The sequence below is a fragment of the Bradyrhizobium sp. TM239 genome (assembly GCF_036247985.1).
GTDB lineage: Bacteria > Pseudomonadota > Alphaproteobacteria > Rhizobiales > Xanthobacteraceae > Bradyrhizobium > Bradyrhizobium ottawaense.
This window is the reverse complement of sequence record NZ_BTIR01000016.1, coordinates 34,468-57,324: the sequence shown is the minus strand read 5'-3', so window position 1 is coordinate 57,324 and position 22,857 is coordinate 34,468. Positions and strand designations below refer to the sequence as shown.

The 22,857-nt window shown below is 63.1% G+C and carries 24 protein-coding genes; 15 read left to right on the top strand and 9 right to left on the bottom strand.

The genetic code is table 11. The annotated features are described in order from the left end of the window. Positions 1-9 precede the first annotated feature (9 nt). Positions 10-1,314 carry an HlyC/CorC family transporter gene (locus AABA84_RS25255; RefSeq protein WP_212247071.1) on the top strand — a complete coding sequence of 435 codons (1,305 nt, stop codon included), beginning with the start codon at positions 10-12 and terminating at the stop codon, positions 1,312-1,314. A gap of 111 nt (positions 1,315-1,425) precedes the next feature. Here the strand turns inward: AABA84_RS25255 and AABA84_RS25250 are convergent, their stop codons facing one another. Further along, positions 1,426-1,695, bottom strand: a complete 270-nt coding sequence (locus tag AABA84_RS25250; protein ID WP_212247069.1) for a BolA family protein — start codon at positions 1,693-1,695, stop codon at positions 1,426-1,428. Between the two features lie 160 nt (positions 1,696-1,855). Between AABA84_RS25250 and AABA84_RS25245 the strand changes: the two genes are divergently transcribed. Beyond that, positions 1,856-2,488, top strand: coding sequence for a J domain-containing protein (locus AABA84_RS25245; protein WP_028141863.1), 633 nt, complete (start codon positions 1,856-1,858; stop codon positions 2,486-2,488). Positions 2,489-2,743: 255 nt separating this feature from the next. Here AABA84_RS25245 and AABA84_RS25240 read toward each other — a convergent pair whose 3' ends face one another. Further along, positions 2,744-3,838 (bottom strand): citrate synthase/methylcitrate synthase, encoded by a 1,095-nt coding sequence (locus tag AABA84_RS25240; protein ID WP_338313557.1) that lies wholly within the window; start codon positions 3,836-3,838, stop codon positions 2,744-2,746. A gap of 81 nt (positions 3,839-3,919) precedes the next feature. Here AABA84_RS25240 and AABA84_RS25235 point away from each other — a divergent pair, with 81 nt between their 5' ends. Continuing rightward, entirely contained in the window at positions 3,920-5,137 is a 1,218-nt protein-coding gene (locus AABA84_RS25235) for a citrate synthase family protein (protein ID WP_212247065.1), read from the top strand. 59 nt (positions 5,138-5,196) lie between these two features. Here the strand turns inward: AABA84_RS25235 and AABA84_RS25230 are convergent, their stop codons facing one another. Next, positions 5,197-5,859: a DedA family protein gene (locus tag AABA84_RS25230; protein ID WP_212247063.1), complete on the bottom strand. Its 663-nt coding sequence runs from the start codon at positions 5,857-5,859 to the stop codon at positions 5,197-5,199. A 299-nt stretch (positions 5,860-6,158) separates the two neighbouring features. On the opposite strand from AABA84_RS25230, the gene cobS reads away from it, so the two are divergent. The 5 genes from cobS (at position 6,159) to AABA84_RS25205 (ending at position 12,392) form a co-directional block, all read left to right on the top strand. After that, positions 6,159-7,157, top strand: coding sequence for a cobaltochelatase subunit CobS (gene cobS, locus AABA84_RS25225; protein WP_008144548.1), 999 nt, complete (start codon positions 6,159-6,161; stop codon positions 7,155-7,157). A 142-nt stretch (positions 7,158-7,299) separates the two neighbouring features. Further along, positions 7,300-9,201, top strand: a complete 1,902-nt coding sequence (gene cobT / locus AABA84_RS25220; protein WP_212247061.1) for a cobaltochelatase subunit CobT — start codon at positions 7,300-7,302, stop codon at positions 9,199-9,201. Further along, complete coding sequence (locus AABA84_RS25215) at positions 9,198-10,280, top strand: esterase-like activity of phytase family protein (protein WP_338313556.1); 1,083 nt, start codon at positions 9,198-9,200, stop codon at positions 10,278-10,280. The genes cobT and AABA84_RS25215 overlap by 4 nt, the downstream gene beginning before the upstream one ends. Before the next feature lie 292 nt (positions 10,281-10,572). Then, positions 10,573-11,685: an NADH:flavin oxidoreductase/NADH oxidase gene (locus tag AABA84_RS25210; protein WP_212247059.1), complete on the top strand. Its 1,113-nt coding sequence runs from the start codon at positions 10,573-10,575 to the stop codon at positions 11,683-11,685. Between the two features lie 299 nt (positions 11,686-11,984). Beyond that, the gene (locus AABA84_RS25205) at positions 11,985-12,392 is read left to right on the top strand and encodes a hypothetical protein (protein ID WP_212247058.1); all 408 of its coding nucleotides are present in this window, start codon (positions 11,985-11,987) and stop codon (positions 12,390-12,392) included. A 39-nt stretch (positions 12,393-12,431) separates the two neighbouring features. Here the strand turns inward: AABA84_RS25205 and AABA84_RS25200 are convergent, their stop codons facing one another. The 3 genes from AABA84_RS25200 to AABA84_RS25190 form a co-directional block, all read right to left on the bottom strand. Next, positions 12,432-12,677 (bottom strand): PilZ domain-containing protein, encoded by a 246-nt coding sequence (locus tag AABA84_RS25200; RefSeq protein WP_026201681.1) that lies wholly within the window; start codon positions 12,675-12,677, stop codon positions 12,432-12,434. A gap of 154 nt (positions 12,678-12,831) precedes the next feature. Then, positions 12,832-14,139, bottom strand: coding sequence for a DUF2235 domain-containing protein (locus tag AABA84_RS25195; RefSeq protein WP_338313555.1), 1,308 nt, complete (start codon positions 14,137-14,139; stop codon positions 12,832-12,834). A gap of 131 nt (positions 14,140-14,270) precedes the next feature. Continuing rightward, complete coding sequence (locus tag AABA84_RS25190) at positions 14,271-14,627, bottom strand: hypothetical protein (protein ID WP_338313554.1); 357 nt, start codon at positions 14,625-14,627, stop codon at positions 14,271-14,273. A gap of 352 nt (positions 14,628-14,979) precedes the next feature. Here AABA84_RS25190 and AABA84_RS25185 point away from each other — a divergent pair, with 352 nt between their 5' ends. The 3 genes from AABA84_RS25185 (at position 14,980) to AABA84_RS25175 (ending at position 16,002) form a co-directional block, all read left to right on the top strand. Continuing rightward, complete coding sequence (locus tag AABA84_RS25185; RefSeq protein WP_212247052.1) at positions 14,980-15,246, top strand: hypothetical protein; 267 nt, start codon at positions 14,980-14,982, stop codon at positions 15,244-15,246. Continuing rightward, positions 15,239-15,535, top strand: coding sequence for a hypothetical protein (locus tag AABA84_RS25180; RefSeq protein ID WP_212247051.1), 297 nt, complete (start codon positions 15,239-15,241; stop codon positions 15,533-15,535). The genes AABA84_RS25185 and AABA84_RS25180 overlap by 8 nt, the downstream gene beginning before the upstream one ends. A gap of 188 nt (positions 15,536-15,723) precedes the next feature. Further along, on the top strand, positions 15,724-16,002 hold the full coding sequence (locus AABA84_RS25175) for a DUF1488 family protein (protein ID WP_212247049.1): 279 nt from the start codon (positions 15,724-15,726) through the stop codon (positions 16,000-16,002). A gap of 35 nt (positions 16,003-16,037) precedes the next feature. Here the strand turns inward: AABA84_RS25175 and AABA84_RS25170 are convergent, their stop codons facing one another. Further along, a complete protein-coding gene (locus tag AABA84_RS25170; protein WP_212247047.1) occupies positions 16,038-16,580 on the bottom strand; it encodes a hypothetical protein in 543 nt (180 codons plus the stop codon). Then, complete coding sequence (locus AABA84_RS25165) at positions 16,577-16,813, bottom strand: hypothetical protein (protein ID WP_212247045.1); 237 nt, start codon at positions 16,811-16,813, stop codon at positions 16,577-16,579. The genes AABA84_RS25170 and AABA84_RS25165 overlap by 4 nt, the downstream gene beginning before the upstream one ends. Before the next feature lie 202 nt (positions 16,814-17,015). Between AABA84_RS25165 and AABA84_RS25160 the strand changes: the two genes are divergently transcribed. From AABA84_RS25160 to AABA84_RS25150, 3 genes are all read left to right on the top strand, one after another. Then, positions 17,016-18,071: a dsDNA nuclease domain-containing protein gene (locus AABA84_RS25160; RefSeq protein WP_212247043.1), complete on the top strand. Its 1,056-nt coding sequence runs from the start codon at positions 17,016-17,018 to the stop codon at positions 18,069-18,071. A 53-nt stretch (positions 18,072-18,124) separates the two neighbouring features. Continuing rightward, on the top strand, positions 18,125-19,840 hold the full coding sequence (locus AABA84_RS25155) for an ATP-binding protein (RefSeq protein WP_212247041.1): 1,716 nt from the start codon (positions 18,125-18,127) through the stop codon (positions 19,838-19,840). Between the two features lie 110 nt (positions 19,841-19,950). Next, on the top strand, positions 19,951-21,009 hold the full coding sequence (locus AABA84_RS25150) for a DUF5655 domain-containing protein (protein ID WP_212247039.1): 1,059 nt from the start codon (positions 19,951-19,953) through the stop codon (positions 21,007-21,009). A 158-nt stretch (positions 21,010-21,167) separates the two neighbouring features. On the opposite strand, the gene rpmB is transcribed toward AABA84_RS25150, so the two are convergent. Continuing rightward, positions 21,168-21,479 carry a 50S ribosomal protein L28 gene (rpmB, locus tag AABA84_RS25145; RefSeq protein ID WP_028141842.1) on the bottom strand — a complete coding sequence of 104 codons (312 nt, stop codon included), beginning with the start codon at positions 21,477-21,479 and terminating at the stop codon, positions 21,168-21,170. A gap of 505 nt (positions 21,480-21,984) precedes the next feature. Between rpmB and AABA84_RS25140 the strand changes: the two genes are divergently transcribed. Next, positions 21,985-22,794 (top strand): DUF3108 domain-containing protein, encoded by an 810-nt coding sequence (locus AABA84_RS25140; RefSeq protein WP_212247573.1) that lies wholly within the window; start codon positions 21,985-21,987, stop codon positions 22,792-22,794. Positions 22,795-22,857 lie beyond the last annotated feature (63 nt).

Here is a 22,857-nt window from a genome sequence, read left to right as displayed (position 1 = left end):
GAGTGGTGCATGGACTGGCTCGGATTCACCATCGTCATTCTCTGTCTTCTCGTCTCCGGCTTCTTCGCCGCGAGCGAGACCGCGCTGACCGGCGCCTCGCGCGCCAGCATGCTCCGCCTCTCCAAGCAGGGTAATCACGACGCCGACGTCGTCTCCGATCTGCTCGATATGCGCGAGCGCCTGATCGGGGCGCTGCTGCTCGGCAACAACATCGCCAATATCGGCTCCTCGGCGATCGCCACCGCCATCTTCACGGCCTGGTTCGGCGATGTCGGCGTGCTCTATGCGACCGGCGTGATGACCGCGCTGGTCGTGATCTTCGCGGAGGTGCTGCCCAAGACCATCGCGATCAATGCGCCCGACCGCGTCGCGCTTGCGGTCGCGCGCCCGATGCGGCTGACGATGTACGTGCTGGGGCCGCTGCTGCGCATCGTCGAGGTCATCGTGCGCCTGCTCATGCGCCTGTTCGGCCTCGCCGGCGAGCACCAGGCGATCCTGTCGCCGACCGAGCGCCTGCGCGGCGCGGTCGACCTGTTGCACCACGAGGGCAAGTTCGAGAAGCAGGACCGCGACATGCTCGGCGGCCTCTTGGACCTGCGCGAGCTCCAGGTCTCCGACGTCATGATCCATCGCACCGAAATGATGATGATCAACGCCGATTTGCCGCCGGAGGAGCTGGTGCGCGAGGTGCTGGCGACCGAATACACCCGCATCCCGCTCTGGCGCGAGAAGCCGGAGAACATCATCGGCGTGCTCCATGCCAAGGACCTCTTGCGCGCGATCCGTGCTGCGGACGGCGATACCTCGCGCATCGACGTCTCCACCATCGCGCTGCCGCCCTGGTTCGTGCCGGAGATGCGGCCGCTGGCCGAGCAGCTCAAGGCGTTCCGCCGCCGCAAGACCCATTTCGCGCTCGTCGTCGACGAGTATGGCGAAGTCGAAGGTCTGGTGACGCTGGAAGACATCCTGGAGGAGATCGTCGGCGACATCTCCGACGAGCACGACGTCGTGGTCGCCGGCGTGCGCGCCCAGCCGGACGGCTCGGTCGTGGTCGACGGCTCGGTGCCGATCCGCGATCTCAACCGCGCCATGGACTGGCACCTGCCCGATGAAGAGGCAACGACGGTCGCCGGCCTCGTCATTCACGAGGCGCGCTCGATCCCCGATCGCGGCCAGAGCTTTACGTTCCACGGCTTCCGCTTCCGCGTGCTGCGCCGCGAGCGCAACCGCATCACTGCGCTCCGTATTTCACCGGTGCCGCGCGAGGCGGAGCTGGAAGAGGCGAAGCCGCGACGGGCGGGGACGTCGTTCTAAGCCCCCAGTCATTCCGGGGCGATGCGGAGCATCGAACTAGGGTGCGCCCTTGCGCACCCGAGAATCTCGAGATTCCGGGTTCGGCTCTTCGAGCCGCCCCGGAATGACGAACTAGTTTTCCCCCGGCGCCTTCGCCTGGATCGCGAGCGCGTGCACGCTGCCGGAGAGTTCCGCGGCCAGCGCCGAATTTATCATGCGGTGGCGCTCGACCCGGCTCTTCCCTTTGAAGGCATCAGACACGATATACACACGGAAGTGCGTCTCACCGCCGGGCCGATGGCCGGCGTGGCCTTCATGCAGATGTGACTCGTCGACGACATTGAGGCTTTCCGGCGTGAAAGCTTCCTGCAACTTGTTGCTGATAGTGTCTCTCATAGCCATGTATGTGCCATTCAGGTGCGCGATCGCACTCCGTCAATTGCATAGGCCGCCTCTGGCGGCCGTACGTCAAGTACGCCGAAGTGAAACTTCGGCTACGGGTTTCGTCCTAATTGCAATGTCAAGACTTGAAGGTTTTTGCATTGCGTAGTCAAAGTCAGCCATGCCGATCGATTCATCAAAGTTCTTCGACTCCATCCGCGTCAAGCCGCGGGGCAAGCAGCCGGAAGTGAAGCCGCGCGACACCGCGGTCGGTTGCGAATGGGCCGGATGCCAGAACAAGGGCGCGCATCGCGCGCCGAAGGGCCGCGAGAACCAGCGCGAGTACTGGCACTTCTGCCTGAACCATGTGCGCGAGTACAACCAGAACTACAATTTCTTCTCCGGCATGAATGCCGATGCCGTCGCGCGCTACCAGAAGGATGCGCTGACCGGCCACCGTCCGACCTGGAAGATGGGCGCCAATGGCGGCAAGAAGGGTGCGGAAGCCGAGATCGACATGGCGGCCGACCCGTTCAGCATGTTCAGCGAGATCAACGGCCGCGCGGGCTGGCGCAAGGGCCCCGAAGCCGCGCCCAAGGCCGAGACGCGCAAGGTGATGAACGCCGAGCGCAAGGCGCTGCAGGTCATGGGCCTCGGCCCCGATTCCACGCTCGCCGACGTCAAGACCAAGTACAAGGCCCTGGTGAAGCAGCACCACCCCGACGCCAACGGCGGCGACCGCTCGACGGAAGACCGCCTGATCGAGATCATCAAGGCGTATAATTATCTGAAGACGGTGGTGCGTGAGGCGTAAGGGCCTCGCGGGCGCTGTGTAGGTGCGAGGCACCTCGGCGCCAAACCCTCGGTGTCGTCCCGGACAAGCGGAGCGCAGATCCGGGACCCATAACCCCAGGGAGACGTTTGGCGAAGACTCATAGTGAAATGGTCTTCCCGTGGTCCTCACACCTGTCTCTCACCGATAAATCACGCGGTAGGGGTCCCTGCTTTCGCAGGGACGACAGCGGAGTGATCGACTCCGCTGTTGCGCCTCTTTCCGCGCGCTGGTCGCCTACGCCTCCGGCATCGCCCCCACATAGGACGAGCTCGGCCGGATCAACCGCCCCGTCCGCCGCTGCTCGAGCGCATGCGCGGTCCAGCCCGCGCTACGTGCCACTGCGAAGATCGGCGTGAAGGCCTGCCTCGGGATCGCCAGCGCATCGAGCAGGATGGCGGTGAAGAACTCGACATTGGTCTCCAGCGGTCGCTCCGGATTTTTCTTGCGCAAGGCGGCGCGGATGTAAGCCTCGACCTCGCCGGCGAAGGGCAAATCGGTGCCGTTGGACGCCAGCGCCTCGACCGCGGTCTTGAGCACATCGGCGCGCGGATCGCGCACGCGGTAGACGCGGTGACCGAAGCCCATCATCCGCTCGCCGCGGGCCAGCGCCGCATCCACCCAGGGCTGGATGCGTTCGCGCGAGCCGATCGCGTCCAGCATCTCCAGCACCGGCTCCGGCGCGCCGCCGTGCAGCGGGCCCGTGAGCGCGCAATAGCCCGCGGTCACCGCGGCAAACAGATCGGCTTGGGTCGAGGCCACCACGCGTGCGGTGAAGGTCGAGGCATTCATGCCGTGGTCGCTGGCGGTGACGAGGTAGGCATCGAGCGCGGAGACCTCGCGGGTTTCAGGCGCGGCGCCACGCAACATCCGCAACGTGTCGGCGGCATGGCTCGCATTCGGGTCGGGCGCGACCGGCTCCAGCCCCTTGGCGCGCCGGACCAGCGCGCCTGCGATCACCGGAAACGCGCCGACGATCGTCGATTCGTGCTCGAGCCCGTGCTCGGCGCGAAGTCCCGCGACCGCCGCGCGAAACCCGTCGATGACGCCCATGCCGCGCGTTGCCGGCAGCAGGTCCGGCAGCCGCGCGAACGCGCGCTCGCGCGCCGCACCCAGGCTCGCCCGCACATTGGCTTCACTCAAGCTGGTCTTGTTGGCGCCGTTCCAGAGCCGGGCGGTGACGCCCTCGAAACTCGATTGGGCGGCGAGACGGCCGACATACTCGCCGGCGATGATCAATTCGCCGCGCTCGCCGTCGACATGGCTCAGCACGGTCTCCGCCGCGGGAACGCCGTCCAGCCCGATCTGGCTTTTGGTGAGGTGGATGTTCATGGCCCAAATCTCCCTTTGCGTTGCACCAAGGAAAATTCGGGCCTCTCGACAGATTGATCAATCTTGATTACATAAATCAATATGAAAAATTCCGATGGGCTCTATCTCTCCGCCCGGGAAGCCGCCGCCGAGCTGGCGATCTCGCCGGCCACGCTCTACGCCTATGTCAGCCGCGGCCTGATCCGCTCCGAGCCGACGCAGGACTCGCGCAAAAACCGCTACCGCGCCGAGGACGTCCGCGCGCTGAAGGAGCGCCGGGTGCCGTCCCCGGAGCCGCGCGGCCTGCGCAGCTTCGACGCCGACCTGCCTGTCATGGATACGGAGATCTCGACCATCACCGAAGAGGGCGCGATCTATCGGGGCGTCAATTGCGTCGATCTCGCCGAGAACGACACGCTCGAGCACACCGCGACGCTGCTGTGGGATGTCTCCGAGGTCGATCCGTTCGCTCCGGACAATCAGCCCGCGCTCTCCGAAGAGATGCGCACGATCGCAGAAGCTGCACGCCGGGCCGCGCCGATCGACCGCGCCATCGCCGTGCTTGCACTGGCCGCGAGCGTCGATCCCCGTGCGTTCACCCGGGCGCCCGACGGCCGCGCCATGGTCGGCGGACGGATCGTCCGGCTGCTGGTCGCGACCATGCTCAATTCAGAGCCGTCGGCCGAGCCGCTGCATCAGCAGATCGCAAAAGCCTGGGCGGCGGACAACAAGCACGCGCCCGATCTGATCCGCCGCGCGCTGGTGCTGCTTGCCGACCACGAGCTGAACGCCTCGACCTTCACCGCGCGCTGCGCGGCCTCGACCGGCCTCAACCTCTATGATGCCGTGATCGCCGGTCTCGCCTCATTGAAGGGGCCGAAGCACGGCGGCGCCAGCGTGCTGGCTTCGCAGCTCGTCAAGACGCTGATCGATCGCGACGTCGCGCCCATGGTGCGCGAGCGCGTCGCGCTCGGCGAGCGGTTTGCCGGCTTCGGCCATGGCGTCTACAAGCGCGGCGATCCCCGCGCGCAATCGCTGCTGAATGCGCTGTCCCGTGCAGGCGCGCCGCGAAAGTTCACGCGCGAGGTGCCGGAGCGGATCGCGGAGGCGACCGGCGAATTCGTCAATATCGACTATGCCCTCGCCGTGCTCGTGCACGCGCTGCGCCTGCCCGCCGGCAGCGAGCTCGCTCTGTTTGCGATGGCCCGCAGCGTCGGCTGGATCGCGCACGCCAGCGAGCAATTGCAGTTCGGCAAGCTGATCAGGCCAAGGGCAAGGTATGTGGGGCCTGCGCCGGGGCGGCGGGCGGGGACTAGTTAGGGGGGCTCGCCGCTGTCGTCCCTGCGTTCGCAGGGACGACACCTGCGGTGTGGCGCCGGCTAAACCCGTGGCTTGGCCGTCGCTGCGACACCACCGTTCTGCCGCCTCCGATAGATCCACACGCCCACGCCGCCAACGATCGCAACCGCAACCACCGTCAACATCCAGATATGCTTGCCGACATGCCCGTGGTGATGCAGCCCGGCATATTCGTGCAGCGCCGACACCGCCAGCACGCCCGGCAGCACGTGCGCGGGGGCCCAGACCAGGATCGCCGGGATGTTCACGGCATAGAACTTCGCCGGCGCCATGCCGAGCGCGCCGGCGGTCACGGGGACGAAGGCGCGGATCGGCGGCACGAAGCGGGCGAAGAACACGGCCCAGGTGCCGAAGCGGTGGAAGAAGCTCTCGCTCTCGGCGACCACGCGCGGATAATTGGTCAGCGGCCAGGTGTTGAGGATTTTGCGCTGCTGCCGATGCCCGACCCAATAGGCCGAGCCGTCTCCGAGCACGGCGCCGACCGACGCCGCCAGCAGCACCCATGGCAGCATCAACTCGCCGCCCGGAACCAGGGCGCTGAGCGCCAGGATGATGGTCGAGCCGGGAATGACCGATCCCACCACCGGGACCGCTTCGAGCAGGGCCGCCAGGAACAGGGTCAGATAGGCCAGCCACGGATGGGCCGAGACGAACAAGATGAGGGGATCGAGGAAGGACGTCACGTCGTCTCTGTGGCGGGCTGGAGCACTGGGGCTTGAACCCTACATAAGTAAGGAGAGCCGGTGAAAGTGCCATCTGGCATGGGCAAGGCCGGCCCTCCGGCGCGAAATTCCAGCGTGATTCGCAAGGCAGCCCTCCAAAAACTGCGTTCCTTGCCTATCTAAATGAAAAGACAATGGAACTTTGATTGTGGCACGGGCTTCTGCCGGCCACTGGTCTCTGATAGGTTGATTTTCAGCACCCAGCCGCAGCCAACGTGCAAATAACTGGTTTCGGGATCGCCCGGGACCTCGGAGGATTGATGACGACCGCCGCCCTGTCCAAAGTTGAGGAAGTTTCCGGTCTGCCCGACATGAAGGTGTCGGTGCGGCAGGTGTTCGGGATCGACAGCGATCTCGAAGTCCCCGCCTATTCCGAAGTCGATCCTCACGTGCCCGAAGTCGATTCCGACTATCGCTTCGACCGTGCCACCACGCTCGCCATTCTCGCCGGCTTCGCCCGCAACCGCCGCGTGATGGTGACCGGCTATCACGGCACCGGCAAATCCACCCATATCGAGCAGGTCGCGGCCCGCCTGAACTGGCCCTGCGTCCGCGTCAACCTCGACAGCCACATCAGCCGTATCGACCTCGTCGGCAAGGACTCGATCGTGGTCCGCGACGGCAAGCAGGTCACCGAATTCCGCGACGGCATCCTGCCCTGGGCGCTCCAGCACAACGTCGCGCTGGTGTTCGACGAATACGACGCCGGCCGCCCGGACGTGATGTTCGTGATCCAGCGCGTGCTGGAGGTCTCGGGACGCCTGACGCTGCTCGACCAGAACAAGGTGATCAAGCCGCATCCGTCGTTCCGGCTGTTCGCCACCGCCAACACCGTCGGCCTCGGCGACACCTCGGGCCTCTATCACGGCACCCAGCAGATCAACCAGGGCCAGATGGACCGCTGGTCGATCGTCACCACGCTGAACTATCTCAGCCATGACGAGGAAGTGGAGATCGTGCTGGCCAAGGCCAAGCACTATCGCACGCAGGAAGGCCGCGACATCGTCAACAAGATGGTGCGCCTCGCCGATCTCACCCGTAACGCTTTCGCCAATGGCGATCTGTCGACGGTGATGAGCCCGCGCACGGTGATCACCTGGGCCGAGAACGCCGACATCTTCGGCGATATCGGCTTTGCGTTCCGCGTCACCTTCCTCAACAAGTGCGACGAGCTCGAACGTCCCCTGGTCGCCGAGTTCTACCAGCGCTGCTTCAACGCCGAGCTGCCGGAATCGGCGGTGAATGTGGCGCTGAGCTGATCTCTCACGGTGTGTCGTCCCGGCGAACGCCGGGACCCATACCGCGTGATGTTTCGATTGAAACGACGCTGATAGTTTCCTGACACGAGAGCGGCCGGTGGTTATGGGTCCCGGCGTTCGCCGGGGCGACAGATAGGGTCAGATGACCACCTCCAACTCCAAATTCCGCAGCACCAAGGAAGCGCCGACCGAGCCGTTCAAGCGCTCGGTCGCCTCCTGCCTGAAGGCGATCGCCAAGACGCCGGAGCTCGACGTCTCCTTCGCGGCCGAGCGGCCGGGCCTCGCACCCGGCAAGGCGCGGCTGCCCGAGCCCGCGCGCAAAATGACCAAGCGCGATGCCGCGATCGTGCGGGGTCATGCCGATTCCATCGCGCTGAAGATCGCCTGTCACGATGCCAAGCTGCATCGCAAGCTGATGCCCGGCAATCCGCAGGCGCGCGGCGTGTTCGAGGCGGTGGAGCAGGCACGGGTTGAGGCGATCGGCGCGCGCCGCATGGCGGGCGTTGCCAAGAACCTCACCGCGATGCTCGACGACCATTTCCATCGCGGCAAGTTCGACGAGATCACCGACCGTGCCGACGCCCCGCTGGCCGACGCGCTGGCGATGCTGGTGCGCGAGCGCCTGACCGGCATGGCGCCGCCGACCGCCGCGAAGAAGATGGTCGATCTCTGGCGTCCCATTCTCGAAGACAAGATCGGCAAGCGGCTCGACCGTCTCGACACCCTGGTCGAGGACCAGACCCGGTTCGGCGACGCCGTGCACGATCTCCTGACCGCGCTCGATATCGGCGACGAGCGCAACGCCGACAGCGAAGACAATGACGAGAACGACGAGAACCAGGACGGCGACAACGACCAGTCCGGCGCCGAAGGCTCGCCCGATTCCGACGCCGCGCAGGAGATGAGCGCCGACCAGGCGCAGGCGAGCTCGGAAGAGATGAGCGAGAGCGCGATGGAAAGCGCGCAGGCCTCGACCTCGGACACGTTCGACGACGGCGAGCTCGGTGACGACGAGACACCGGGCGAGGCGACGCGTCCGAATTCGCACGGCAAGAACGAGCCGCGCGGGCCGGAATATCACGCCTTCGCGCCGAAATTCGACGAGATCATCGCCGCCGAAGACCTCTGCGACCATGACGAGCTGGAGCGCCTGCGCGCCTATCTCGACAAGCAGCTCGCGCATCTGCAAGGCATCGTCGCCCGCCTCGCCAACCGCCTGCAGCGCCGCCTGATGGCGCAGCAGAACCGCGCCTGGGAGTTCGATCTCGAAGAGGGCATTCTGGACCCCGCGCGCCTGTCGCGCGTCGTCACCGATCCCTATCATCCGCTGTCCTTCATGCACGAGAAGGAGGCGACGTTCCGCGACACCGTGGTGACGCTGCTGCTCGACAATTCCGGCTCGATGCGCGGACGGCCCATCACGGTCGCCGCGACCTGTGCCGACATCCTCGCCCGCACGCTGGAGCGTTGCGGCGTCAAGGTCGAGATTTTGGGCTTCACCACGCGCGCCTGGAAGGGCGGGCAATCGCGCGAGGCGTGGCTTGCCGCCGGCAAGCCGGCCAATCCGGGCCGTCTCAACGATCTCCGCCACATCATCTACAAATCCGCCGACGCCCCCTGGCGCCGTGCGCGAAAGAATCTCGGCCTGATGATGCGCGAGGGGCTGCTGAAGGAGAACATCGACGGCGAGGCGCTGGACTGGGCGCACAAGCGCCTCTTGGGTCGGGCCGAGCAGCGCAAGATCCTGATGATGATCTCGGACGGTGCGCCGGTCGACGATTCCACGCTGTCGGTCAATCCCGGCAATTATCTCGAGCGGCATCTGCGCCACATCATCGAGGAGATCGAGACCCGCTCGCCGGTCGAGCTGATCGCGATCGGCATCGGCCACGACGTGACGCGCTACTATCGCCGCGCGGTGACGATCGTGGATGCCGAGGAGCTCGGCGGCGCCATCACCGAGAAGCTCGCCGAACTCTTCAGCGAGACCAACACCGCACCAACCCAGCCGGCCGGTCGCCCGCGACGCAAATTGCATTCGTGAGCACGCATCGATCCCGCCGCAGCTTCCTTAGGCACGCAGCGGCGGGATTTTCCACTCTCGCACTCTCCCGCCTGGCGCAGGCGCAAGCCGCGACCGAGCCGCAGCCGCGCGCGCTTCAGGTCGAGAACGCCGTCGTCGAGCCTGTCAGCGTCGAGGTCAACGCGCGCGTCATTCCCAATTTCGAGCCGCGTGACCGCACGCGCACGCGCTTCGGCTCGCTGGACTATCGCAGCGGCCTGGTGCTGACCTCACCCTATCGCGGTTTTGGCGGCCTGTCCGGCATCCGGCTCGATGCCAGGGGCGAGGGCTTCCTCGCGGTCTCCGACCAGGGCGGCTGGTTCACGGGCCGCATCCGCTATTCCGGCCGCAACATGGCCGGGCTCGCCGACGTCGAGGCCGCGCCGCTGCTCGGCGCCGAAGGGCGGCCGATCACGGAAAAGCGCCTGTGGTGGGATTCGGAATCGATCGCGCGCGACGGCAATTTCGTCTATGTCGGGCTCGAGCGCGTCAACCAGATCCTGCGCTACGATTTCTCCAAAGGCGGCACGCGCGCGCGCGGCGAGGTGGTACCGGTGCCGGCGGGCGTGCGCAAGCTGCCGTCCAACAAGGGACTCGAAGCGCTGGTCGTCGTGCCCAAAGGCAAAGACCAGAACATGCCGCTGGCGGGCACCCTGATCGCCTTCTCCGAGCGCGGGCTGGATGCCGACGGCAACCTCACAGCCTTCCTGATCGGCGGCCCGACGCCCGGCCAGTTCAGCGTGCGCCGAACCGAGAAATACGACATCAGCGATGCCGTGCTGCTGCCCTCCGGCGAGCTTCTGATCCTCGAGCGCAAATTCTCCTGGTTCACCGGCGTCAACATCCGCATCCGCTCGATCCCCCTGAAGTCGATCGCGCCGGGCGCGCTGGTCGACGGCCCCGCGCTGTTCGCTGCCGATCTCGGCCACGAGGTCGACAACATGGAAGGCATCGACGCCCACGTCACGCCCGACGGCGAGACCGTGCTGACGCTGATCTCCGACGACAATTTCTCGATGCTGCAGCGAACCCTGCTGCTGCAGTTCACGCTGGCGGAGTAGGCCGTGTCGTAGCCACCATTGCGCTCGCGTGTCCCGGACGCGCTGCAACGCGCGAGCGTTGCTGCGCAGAGCCGGGACCCAGGAAACCGCGCGTTCGCTGTTGCATGGGCCCCGGCTCTGCGGCGCATCGCTGCGCGCTGCGCGCTGCGCCGTGTCCGGGGCACGAAACCGCCGTCGAGCGGCAATGCATGGCCCTGCCCGCTGCCATGCCGCCCGCGAGGGCTGGCAATCTGCCGTCCGCCCATTACACTCCATGCAATTGCTTCCATCCCTCTTACCGGAACTCCCCCGCATGAGCGTCCTGTTTTCCCCGATCAAGCTGCGCGGCCTGACGTTGAAGAACCGCATCGTGGTGTCGCCGATGTGCCAGTATTCGGCCGACGACGGCGTCGCCAATGACTGGCACTTCACCCACATCAACAATCTCAGCCTGTCGGGCGCGGCGATGTTCTGCATCGAGGCGACCCATGTCGAGGCGATCGGCCGCATCACGCCCGGCTGCCTCGGGCTCTACAGCGATGCCGCCGAAGCCGCGCTGAAGCAGGTGCTCACCTCGGTGCGCAAGCATTCCTCGACCGCGATCGCGATGCAGCTCGCCCATGCCGGCCGCAAGGCCAGTAGCGCGCGGCCATGGGACGGCGGCCAGCTGATCCCGGTGGAGCAGGGCGGCTGGCAGACGGTGGCGCCATCGGCGCTGCCGCACAAGGAGGGCGAGGCCGCCCCGCTCGCGCTGGACGCGGCGGGCCTCAAGCGCATCCGCGAGGCCTTCGTCGACAGTGCGAAGCGCGCGGAGCGCATCGGCATCGACGCCATCGAGCTGCACGGCGCGCACGGCTATCTCTTGCATCAGTTCCTCTCGCCGATCTCCAACAGGCGCACCGACGAATATGGCGGGAGCCTGCAGAACCGCATGCGCTTCCCGCTCGAGATCTTTGATGCGGTCCGCGCCGTCTTCCCGCACGACAAGCCGGTCGGCATGCGGGTGTCGTCGACCGACTGGGTCGAGGGCGGCTGGGATCTGGCGCAGACGATCGAATTTGCCAACGCGCTGAAGGCGCGCGGCGTCGACTGGATCGACGCCTCCTCCGGCGGCGTCTCGCCGCTGCAGAAGATCCCGCTCGGCCCCGGCTATCAGGTGCAGTTCGCAGACAGCATCAAGCGCGAGACCGGATTGCCGACGATCGCCGTCGGCCTGATCACCGACGGCAAGCAGGCCGAAGAGATCGTCGCATCCGGCAAGGCCGACATGGTCGCGCTCGCCCGCGGCATGCTCTACGACCCGCGCTGGGCCTGGCACGCCGCCGCCGATGTCGGCGGCGAGGTCGAGGCCCCACCGCAATACTGGCGTTCGCAGCCCTCGACGCAGAAGGCGCTGTTCGGCAAGACGACGTTCGGGGCGAGGTAGGGGTGCGTGGTTGAGGCACGTGTGGCTCGATACCCGCGCCACAAACTCTGCTGTCGTCCCTGCGCATGCAGGGACCCATACCGCGTGATCCATCGATGGCGCGCGGTGGCGGTTGACAACTTAACTAAGAGTCTTCGCCTCACCACTTCCTGTGGTTATGGGTCCCTGCGTGCGCAGCGACGACAGCGGAGAATGTCGCGCGGCCTTTCGCCCGCCCCCCCTCCGTAAATCTCCCCAGCTTCCACCCCCCGCAAAACTGGCCTAACCTTGCGCGACCCAACTGCTCACGGAGGCCCGCCATGCGTTTTCGTGTTCGCAAAACCGCCCATGTGTTCGAGCGCGTGGGGCTTGCGATGGCCGGCGCGGCGTGCGGGCTGTTCGTCGGTGCCTATGTGGGATCGGCGATATCAGCGCTCACCACGCAGGGCTTTCTGATGGTGATGATGGTGCTGGGCTTCGTCGGCTTCTATCTCGGCATCGACACGCCGCAATTGCCGTTCGACGAGGCGCATAGCGCGATCGACGCCGCCGAATTCCTCAGCGCGGCCGGCACGCTCTGCGCCACGCTCACCGCGCTCGCCTCCGTCGCCGTCATCGTGCTCCGCCTCGATCCGCACCTGGCCTGGACCTGGCTGGCTCTGCTCGGCTGGGTCGCCGGCGTCGCCATGCAGATCGTCGGCGGTGCGAAAGCGAGAATGCGGAAGTAGCCTTCTCTTCACTCTCCCCTGGAGGGGGCAAGACGTCCCTCAGAACACCACACCCACCCGCGTGCCGCGCTTCCAGGCGATGCGGCAGCGCTTCTTGGTGTTGACGTGCAGCAGCTCGAAGCGATCGGGGATGTTCACCTGGCCGCCGAGATCGACGCAGGCGCCGCCGGGCGAATAGTCGATCAGCGTGCAGTTGATGACAGGCGCGCGGGGGTCGGTGATGATCTTGGCCTGGCGCGACACCAGTCCTGCAGGCTTCACGCGGGCATATTTACGCGGATACATTGGCACTCTCCTCCAATTCCGCAGGTCTAGCGGCGGACACGGTGCAGGATGATGCGGAAGAGTTGATGCGATCCGGCTAAAGCGGGCGGGAGAATTTTAATGAAAAGTAGCGGCGAAGGCAGAAAGCGGCGGTAGCGGGGTGGGGCGTGTCGCCTCACACCGCCTCCGCCACATCCACCCCCGGCCGCACCGGCATCGGCACCGTCTCATACACCTTCGGCATGTTCACCGGCCGATAGTCCGGCTCCACCGCCATCCGCTTCAGCACGCTCTCATGCACATGCGCGCCCTCCGGAATGAGGCGCGGCTCGCAGTCGGGGATGTAGAAGCCGAACAGCACCTTCCGCTCCGGCCACTCCCGGTACTTCGCGCTCTTCGGAAAGAATTCCAGCAGCCGCCAGGCGGACGTCATGGAATCGTGCAGCACGCCCGTCTTCCCCGTATAGGCCGGTTCCACGTATTTGAACGGCGAGTTCTTGCGCTGGATGCCCCAGGCGAGCTGCTTGATGGTCGCCGGGTTGAAGTTCAGCCCCGCCTTCTCCGCCTCCGCGATCATCCAGATCAGCGGATATTTGGAGTCGCCGCTCTCGGCTTCCGGATAGCCGCCGCCGACGTCGCTGTGCACGCCGGAGAACCACACCTGCAGAATGTCCTGCGGCACCTTCTTCTCGTCGGGCACATAGCGGTTGCTCCAGAACTCCTGCGGCTCCCAGTACTTCTTCAGGCGGAACATGCAGCGCCGCTCGTCGATCGCGATCGCCTGCCGAAAAATCTCGACGCTGGGATTGCGCAGCGTGAAGGCGAGCTCCTCCAGGCTCGGCCAGAACAGCCGGTCGGCGCGCGGCACGATCACGCTCGCCACCGTGTCCCACACGCCGACGAAGTGGATGGTCGGCCAGCGCGTCGAGGTAATGCGCGCGAACTGCGCGGCGAGATCGAATTGGTCCTTCGGCAGCGGCCCCTGGTCGTCGAAGGCGACGTCCTTGAGGTCCTCGACGTCGTTGCCGCGCCCGGTGCCGGAATATTGCTTGTAGGCGACGAGACCGCTTCCCGCGAGGTTCGCCTGCTCCGGCCTGATCAGGCCGATCTTGTGGATCAGCCCCGCCAGCACCCGAACCGTGTAGGCCCCGCGCGAAAAGCCGAACAGATAGATCTTGTCGCCGGGCGCGTAATGCTCGACCAGGAAGCAATAGGCCGAGAGCACGTTGGCATCTAACCCGTAGCCGGTGGCGAGCCCCAGCACCAGATTGATATTGGCCTTGAGCCGGTGCCACGTCGTCGGCTCCGTCACGGTGCCGACGCCCGGATCGTAAAACACCATCTGCCGCGGCGACGTCCTGTCGGTCTTGCGCAGGCAGCGATAGAGCTTGAGGACGTTGGAGATGTTCTCCGAGATCTCGTTGCCGGTGCCGTCACAGCAGATGACGAGGTTTTTCGGCGCGGTCGTGCGGTCGTGCTCCAAGGGTCATCCCCTCCCGGTAATGCTACCGGGACGAGTATAGCAAAAAAGCGCGACGGCGAGGAGCCGGCGACGTCAGCCGCGACGGCGCTGCGCTCCCTCGCCCCGCAGGCGGGGCGAGCCGAAGAGAGCCGCTACTTCTTCTTCCCCGGTCCGAAATCCGGCTGCCAGGCCGCATCCTTGCGGCTCGGCGCTGCCGCGATCACCTTGGCCTTGTCCTTCTTCGGCTTCTTGGTCTCGCGATTGCCGCGTTGCTGTCCCTTGGCCATGTCGGTCTCCTCTTGAAATTTCTCTGGGGGTGCGAGTTCGTCCAGTTCGTCCGATTGCAGCACGCGTCCGCGCGGCGTGCAGACCTTCACCTCGATGGCGCCGTCGCGCAGAAACTTTCGCGCCAGCCGCAGCGCCAGGCTGGCGCTGCCGCGGCCGAGATTGGCGCAGCCATATTCGCTGGTGGCGCTGACAAGGTAGGGCACGCGAATGGCCCTAGCCATTGAAGATGGCCGCCGCGCACACCAGCAGCAGAAGGAACAGCGGAACCACAACCGGCGGCACGATCCATTCGGAAAGGCGAAACTGCGACATGCTCGCTCCTGCTCGAACTTGCGGCGGGAGCGCACGTCACCCTCAGTCACCGGTCGAAGCCGTTGCGAGATGTGCGGTGATGCGATGACTCTACGCCTGCACCGCGCCGATAGCGAGGGCTAAAACGCCGCGCGCGCAATCACCGCGCGTGCCGCGTTGGCGCGCGCTGCCGACAATAACGCTGGCTATTGCCGCGCAATGCGCGCATGCTCGCTCCCGCCAGCGTCCGGTGGGGCCCCTCTTTTTGAAAGGCAGGCGCGCATGACCATCCGCTCGCGGCACGAATCCGTGACGTTCAAGCATCCGTTTCACATCCGCGGCATCGCGCGCGAATTGCCGGCGGGCCGCTATGACGTCGTCACCGACGAGGAGATGATCGAGGGCCTGTCGTTCGCCGCCTGGCGCCGCGTCGCCACCATGATCACGGTGCCCACGGAGGGCGCGCGCGGCGGCACCACGGAAGTGCATGCGATCGGCTCGGTCGACCTCGCGGACGCTCAACGCATCGATGCGACCGCCCATGACTGATGTTCCGGTCGAGCTCGACAAGCACCGTGGCATGGCCGCGCAAAAGGCCACCGACCTGCGCCGCGCGCTGGCCGAGGTCGAGAACAATGTCCGCGAGCTGCGCGAGCGCGAGGCCGATCTCGAAAGCCGCATGCTGACGGTGCCGGCGATGTCGTGGCCGGAAGCCGCGGTGAAGGCCCGCTATCTGCTCAACCTCTACGCCGCGAGCCTGCCCAGCGAGGACACCCGCCACCGCGCGCTGGTGGCCGCCCTGTTCGACGATTTCGCAAGGCTCAACGGCGACGGCTGAAGGCGGCCGCTACACAGGTGTCGTCCCGGACAAGCGAAGCGCAGATCCGGGACCCATAGCCACGGAATTGAGTTGTTGCAGATGCTCGTGCCACGGCGTGTTTGATCAAGCCGACCGGGTCGTAGGTCCCGGCCCCCCGTGCGCAATGGCGCACCAGGCCGGGACGCGCGCAGTACAGGAGTAACCCCATGACGCTCACCACCAGCCGCTTCATCGGCCACGACCAGGACCGCGGCATCGTCCAGTTCTCGATGCAGGACGGCGCGAAGGAATTCGCCTGCGCGATCTCGACCTCCGCCATGGACGACCTCGAGCGCGGCCCCCGCGCCCGCCCCAATGAGCGCGAAGCCCAGTTCACCCGCCTGCGCGAGCGCATCGAAGCCTGCGCGGGGCGGAAGTATCAGGCGACGGAGTTCGAGGGCACGCCACCGGGGATCGTGCTGCGGAGCATTGATTTTCGGGGGTAGGGGGAGGGGGCTGCGCAGAGCGGCGATCCCGCGCCTCACGCGGCCCGGTCGAGTTCCTTCTCGTAGGCTTTCAGGCTTCCCTTCAGGGTCTCTTCGAGCTTGCCTGTGCGCGATCCGATCGCCGCATTGGCCGCGCGTACGGCCGCCGCCTCGATCGCCTCGTCGCGGCTGAGCTTGTCGTGATGAAACAGCCATTTTGCCACCGTCGCCCAATCCCACAGCGGGCTGTCGGACGTCACGCGGGCGACCGGCGCGGGAAAACCCTTGGCGCGCTGTCCCTTGGAATATTGCGTCATCGCCGCGCGCGTCATTCCGGTGCGGGTGGCGATATCGGAAAGACTGACGAGCGGGTCGGGCTCGACGCGATCGACGCGCGCGCCGGCCGCCTGCACGTTCCGCACCGCCGTGACGATGGCTTCGCTGACCGATGTTGCCTCGCGGGTGAAGTCGACGATGATGTGGCCCTTCTGGAACGCGATCGCCGCATCGTCGCAGCCGGCGTCGTAGAAGCGCTGCTCGAAATCCTCCGCCTCAGGATCGAGGCCGGACGCAATGATGCTGAACTCGAATTTCTTCACTTGTCCTCCTCGCCCCCGTGCGGGCAGCGCCCGATTGCGCGCATCACCTGCCGGGCGTGGTCTTCCGGATTCTTCGGCGTGCCGTTCACGCCGACCTGGCAACCATCACGACCCGCATGCGGACAGAACAGCCGCCCCCAATGCCCCATCTTGCGCCACCGCCAGCCAATCGACTCCGCGTGCGCGACAACGGCCTCGATTTCCTTGTGCGGATGCCTGGGCCGATCAGCCATGCGGAGACCTCAAGATACCGAACGTGTTAACAAATGTCAACATGATGGGGTGACGGCTTTCTGTCTTGCGAAGGCAGGGATACAGCGGATCAGCAAAAAGCAAAAAGTAGTATGTACAACCTATGGATTAAATTGCATCTTTGCTGAATATGCCAAATTGTAATTTTGCTCAACGATAGCTGGGAAATTACTTGAGTCTTAAATGGAAAAAAGCCTGTTAGAGGTTTTGGTTGAAAAGCCTCAGCGAGAAACCTCTGGATCAGACACGTCCGCTCGATTTGACTATCAGAAGAGCTGGGCTTTTTGCCAGATGCTCCGTAGGCACATGGAGCAGGCAGATTATCTCGTGGCCTTTGAATTTCACGACGACGTACTTTTTCTGTCGCCGAGTGCCGCTCCGACGAGCGCTGAATTCTTCCAAGTAAAAACGTCAAGCTCAGCGAGCCCTAGAAAGTTGGCTGGTTTGGTTTCTCGCCTCAAGAAATCAAACTCGATCTTGGGCAAGATGTTTTTGAATTTCGACGGCCTTCTTTCTGCATATCAAGTGCAGGTGATTCTCGTTTCGAACATTGCCTTTGAATTTGCAGGCAATGACATATCGGCCAATGAGCTTCCAAAAAGCGTCCGGACTAAGATCATTACGAAGTTGAAGGATGAGCTGCCGAGTTTCGACGAAGAGAAGATTGAGAGGCTGCACTTCATTGTTAGCGGCGTATCGATCGACGCGATGCATAGCTATTTGCATGGCGAAGCCATGGAGCTGTTTAATTCTCACTTCGGCGAAGGACATGGGTGCAATGTGCACAGCTGGGTAAGGTTGTTGCACAGCGAGATCACAAGAAAGAACAATTACGCGTCAGATAAGATCGCGACTGTTGATGATTTAATTTCTAAAAAGTGCATCGGGCGAAATATTGTAGATGAGAGTCTGGAGTTGCTTTCGTCTCAGAAGCGAACGGCTCCCGACACAACGCTCGTAAATATTGAACTCAAAGATGCCGGCTGGACCTCACAAGATTTGATGCGAATGGGCAAACGAATGCCGCAGGCGGTCGCTGATCTTACTGATTCGACAAACCTAGACGCTGGAGCGCTTGTGAGCAGGCTTGAGGAGCTGTTCATGTCGCAGGCGGATCTAGCATCTCTTTCTCAGTTCATAAGTTTGGCTGAGCAGGAACTTCGGGCATCTCTGTATGCTCCTTATGATCTGGCGTACCTCAGGGCTCTTAGCGTCGTGGTCTACTATGAAAAAATCTAGATTTCGTCAGCTAGTTCGAAATCTTCGCAAGGGCCGTGTTAATGACAAGCTTAGTGTTCAAAGAGGTGTCGATCCTCTCAAAAGTCGAAAAGACGGCGAGAAGAGAGGCGTTCAGCCCGACGATCAACCTGATCACGGGCGAAAATGATGTAGGAAAGTCTACGCTCATAAAGAGCCTCTACCACGCACTCGGTGCTGATGTACCTGGGCTCCAAAACGCGCGCTGGAAGAAAGCTCGTCCGATCTATTGTGTGCACTTCTCGCTGGGCGCGATGGATTACACGGTAATTCGTGATGAGCGATACTTCGGTGTGTTTGATGCGAAGGGTACGTTGATAGGAAGGTTTGCGGGAATTTCGGGCGAGGCAGGTATCGCTCAGTTCCTGAATCCAAAGCTCAATTTTCGTATAGAGCTCGAGCGTGCCGAAGACGGCAGATTGGGGGCGGCTGGTCCGGCATTCTACTTTCTTCCGTTCTACATCGATCAAGACGAGGGCTGGACCAAGAGCTGGGCATCGTTCTTGGGCTTGCAGCAGTTCAGTTTATATCGAAAGAACATGCTTGAGTATCATCTGGGGGTTCGCCCTCAGTCGTTTTATGATGCAAAGAAGCGGCAGGTTGAACTTTCCGATGAGAAGGCGAAGCTTTCTGCCGAAATCGACACCTTGAACAAGGTCAGGGACTCGTATCAAAAGAGGAAGGCTTATCGTCAGGTTGACCTTGATCCCTCCGTTTTTCGCAGGGAAGCCGAAGAACTCGTTGATCAGTACAACGCAGTCTATGGCCGGCAGCAGCAGGCCGGACAGGAGCTAAAGGACATCAGAAACGAACGGCATAGCATCGAGAATGAGATTGCTGTTCTTCGACAGGCGATAAGGGAACTCGATGCGGACTACAGCTATGCCGAAGATCCAAATACTCCTGATCCCGTACTATGCCCCACTTGCGGGACGGCTATAGCCAATTCGATAGTCGAGCGATTCGGAATCCTCGACGATATCGACCTTTGTTATGGTCTCTTGGATCAACGAAAGAAGAAGCTGCTCGACGTACATGAGCAAGAGAGAGCCGTTGAGCAGAAATATCAGGCGGTGACTTCGGACCTCGCTCCTTTGGAAGATATTCTTAAGCGAACACGCGAGAAGGTGACGTTCGCGGAATTCGTAACCGCCGAGGGAATGAAGGAGATTCTTTCGTCGCTATCTCAGGACATCAATGAGTTAGCCATGCGGGAGCAGGAGATTCGTCTCAGTCTCGCCAAGCTTGATGATGACTTAAAGTTGGACTCGAAACGGAAGCGGGAAATCAACGACTATTACCAAGCTCGAATGAAAGAGTTCTTGGGCAATCTGAACGTGAATGTGCTTTCAACCGAAGACTATAAGACGTTTGACAGGCAAATAAAAGCGAATGCCCTCGGCAGTGATCTACCTCGCTCATTGTTGGCTCAGCACTTCTCATATCTTCACACGATGTCACGCTTCAATCAGTCGACGATCTGCCCCTTGGTCATCGATTCACCGCTTCAACAGGAGCAAGATCGACACAACATTGGTGCCATCTTCAGTTTTATTTTTTCTCGGGTCCTCTCGGGGCAGCAACTCTTGTTAGGAACGTTGCACTTCGACGAGGTGCCGAAAGCGGTGGTTCCACCAAATGCCAATAGGATTCATCTGACGCAGGAGCTGCACTTGTTGCGTGAGGATCAGTACGTCGACGTTTTGAGTCATGTTGGGGGGATGCACGAGCAGACTTTGGCAGCTGATTAGGCCGGCGGCGAGAGATTGTCGTGCTTCGGCTCTTGCTGTGTGTTTGGAAAAGAAATTGCGATGATTGCTGCGGTGTTCCGTGTTCTTGATAGCCTCTTCAGTAGGCAAAGATGAGTGACACATTCAAGATTGAGAAGTTCTTCTGCAATGCTTGCAAGCGGAAGACGAACCACTTTGTTCGTGCCGAGTATTGTAAGACAGAGGTGGATGATCATGCGCCGGTTAGTTTTACGCAGAGGGTTCTAATTATTGAGTGTTGCGGATGCGAGCACCTCGCGCTTGTTAAATTGACTCATTTTTCTGAAGATGTGGAGTACGACTACGATCCGCAGTCAGGCGAGCCGATTGAGGTCCCGAATTGGGATGAGATGATCTATCCACCCGTAACGTATCGCGTGGCGCCAACTTGGTTCGAGGACCTTCCTGACCCTACGCTTCGAGAGATTTCAGCCGAAATCTATAAGTCACTTCAGACCGGTTCGCATTACCTCGCCACGTTTGGTTCGCGGACGCTTATCGATCGCCTGATCGTGCTGACAGTCGGAGACAAGGGCAACTTTGCTAAGGGGCTGACAGCCCTACGTGATGAGGGCAAAATTTCTCAACACGAGCGTGATATCTTAGAGCCAGTGTTGCAAGCCGGGCATGCAGCTGCGCATCGCGGTTGGGCGCCAACTAGGGAGCAACTGGCGACTATTCTTGATACCGTAGAAGGATTGCTCCATCGGCTGCTCGTATTGCCTAAACTTGCCGAAGAGCTCGAGGAGGCGGTACCCACTAGAGGTGGCGCAAGGGCTAAGCAGGTGGCAACGCTACCGAACATCAAGGCCAAGATTGATGCCGCCCCCAAGGACCTGCGCGCCGTGTACGAGGATCTTGCAGGTCGCTTAAAGACTCTAGGTGATGATGTAACCGTGCATCCGCAGAAGCACTACATGGCGTTTCGCCGTAGGCGCAACTTCGCATCAGTTCAAATCTACAATCGAAAAAAAGTCGTGCGAGTCTATCTCAACATCGACCCGGATGAGGTCAAGGCGAATGGCCTGGCTATACGGGATGTTCGCCAATTGGGACACTTCGGTACCGGCGATGTTGAGGTCACGATCCAGACGAAGAAAGACGTCGAAGCGGCGGCCGATCTCTTCAAGGCAAGCTATGACGCCTCATAGGGCGAATGGGGCAAGATGGTTTGGGAAGGAGTTGATGCCCATGTTCCGACCACAAACAAGAACGGCCGGATCTTCCGATCCGGCCGCAACGCAAACTCTTGCTCGGCTAAGCCTACGCCACGCGACGCAACCTAGCCCCCGCCCAATTCTGGAAAGACTTAGCTGGCCTTCTTGGCCGGTGCGGCCGTCGGGCCGACCTTCTTCTGGATGGCGCGCTTCAGCTCGAGGGCGCGGGGCGACAGAAGGTCGGCCTTGGCCTTGAGCAGGAAAGCGTCGAGGCCGCCATTGTGGTCGACGCTCTTCACCGCGTTGGTGGAGACGCGCAGGCGCACGTTGCGCTCCAGGGCTTCGCTGATGAACGTCACGTTGACGAGGTTCGGCAGGAAGCGGCGCTTGGTCTTGATGTTGGAGTGGCTGACCTTGTGGCCGACGAGGGGGCCCTTGGCCGTCAGTTCGCAGCGGCGAGACATGGTAGAAATCCTTAAGTTTCGAACCCCTAACGAGTGCGGCCGCCATTCTGGGCGCCACGGGGGCTAATTCTTCGTCCTTGCAGGGAGCGGGCGGACGTATAGGGGGGAAGGGGCGGGCAGTCAAGGTTTTGGACGGTCTTTTGGGGCCGCGCCCCGGCGGAGGCGCGCGAAGGGACCGTCGTTATCACGGAAGGTGCCCCCCAGAGGAGAAAGCCCTCACCCGCGCTTCGCGCGACCTCTCCCGCAAGCGGGAGAGGTTTTAGAGCCCGCGGCTACCCCCCGATCACCAAAACGGCAATGTTTGTCGCGCCTTACCATCACATAAAGGGCGCATTCGCGCCTGAAGACTCCGGTGGAGTTCCCGGTTCGACACGCTCCGACACATTGCTCGCCGCGGTTTTTGGCTTAAGTAACAACCGTCGCGCCCCGATTGGATTGTTTCGTGCTCACAACGTCCCCTTTTGCGCCAGAACAGCGCTCAGTCCGCCTGAGCTTTGCCGGCTGGCTGGCGGCGCTTTGCGGTCTGGCTGTGGCCTGGGGCGCGGTGCCGGCGGCGGCGCAGGGCAAGCTCGAGGCGCAATATGAGGCCTCGCTGGCCGGCATTCCCGTCGGCAAGGGCGGCTGGAATATCGACATCCAGGACGATGTGTTCTCGGCAGCGGCTGCGGGCGGCACCTCGGGGCTGCTGAAGTCGTTCACGGGCGGGTCCGGCACCGGCGCCAGCCAAGGGCGCATCGTCAACGGCGCGCTGGTCGCGACCGGCTACCAGGCCTCCACCACCACCTCGAAGAAGACCGAAGAGATCCGCATCACGCTCGACAAGGGCAATGTGAAGGATTTTGCCATTCTGCCGGAGCCGCCGGTCGATCCCGACCGCATCGTCGTCACCGACGCGCACCGCCGCGGCGTTTGGGACCCCATGACGGCCTCGCTGCTGCGCGTGCCCGGCAATGGCGACCCTGTTACGCCGGAGGCCTGCCACAACTCGGCCCCGGTGTTCGACGGCCGCATGCGCTACGATCTCAAGCTCGATTTCAAGCGCATGGAGAATGTGAAGGCGGAGAAGGGCTATCACGGCCCGGTGGTGGTCTGTTCGCTCTATTTCGTGCCTGTCGCGGGCTACATCCCCGACCGCCCCGTGATCAAATACCTCGCCGCCCAGCGCAACATCGAGATTGCGTTTGCCCCCGTCGCCGGCACCCGCGTCCTGGTCCCGTTCTGGCTGAAAGTGCCGACCCCCTTGGGGCCGGCCATGCTGGAAGCCACCAGCTTCATCACCACGGCCCAGCCACCGCGCGTGGCGAAGACGCAGTAAGCGGCTGTCGCGCCTCTGTCCGCGTCATTCCGGACGCGCCGGGAGGCGCGGGCCCGGAATCCA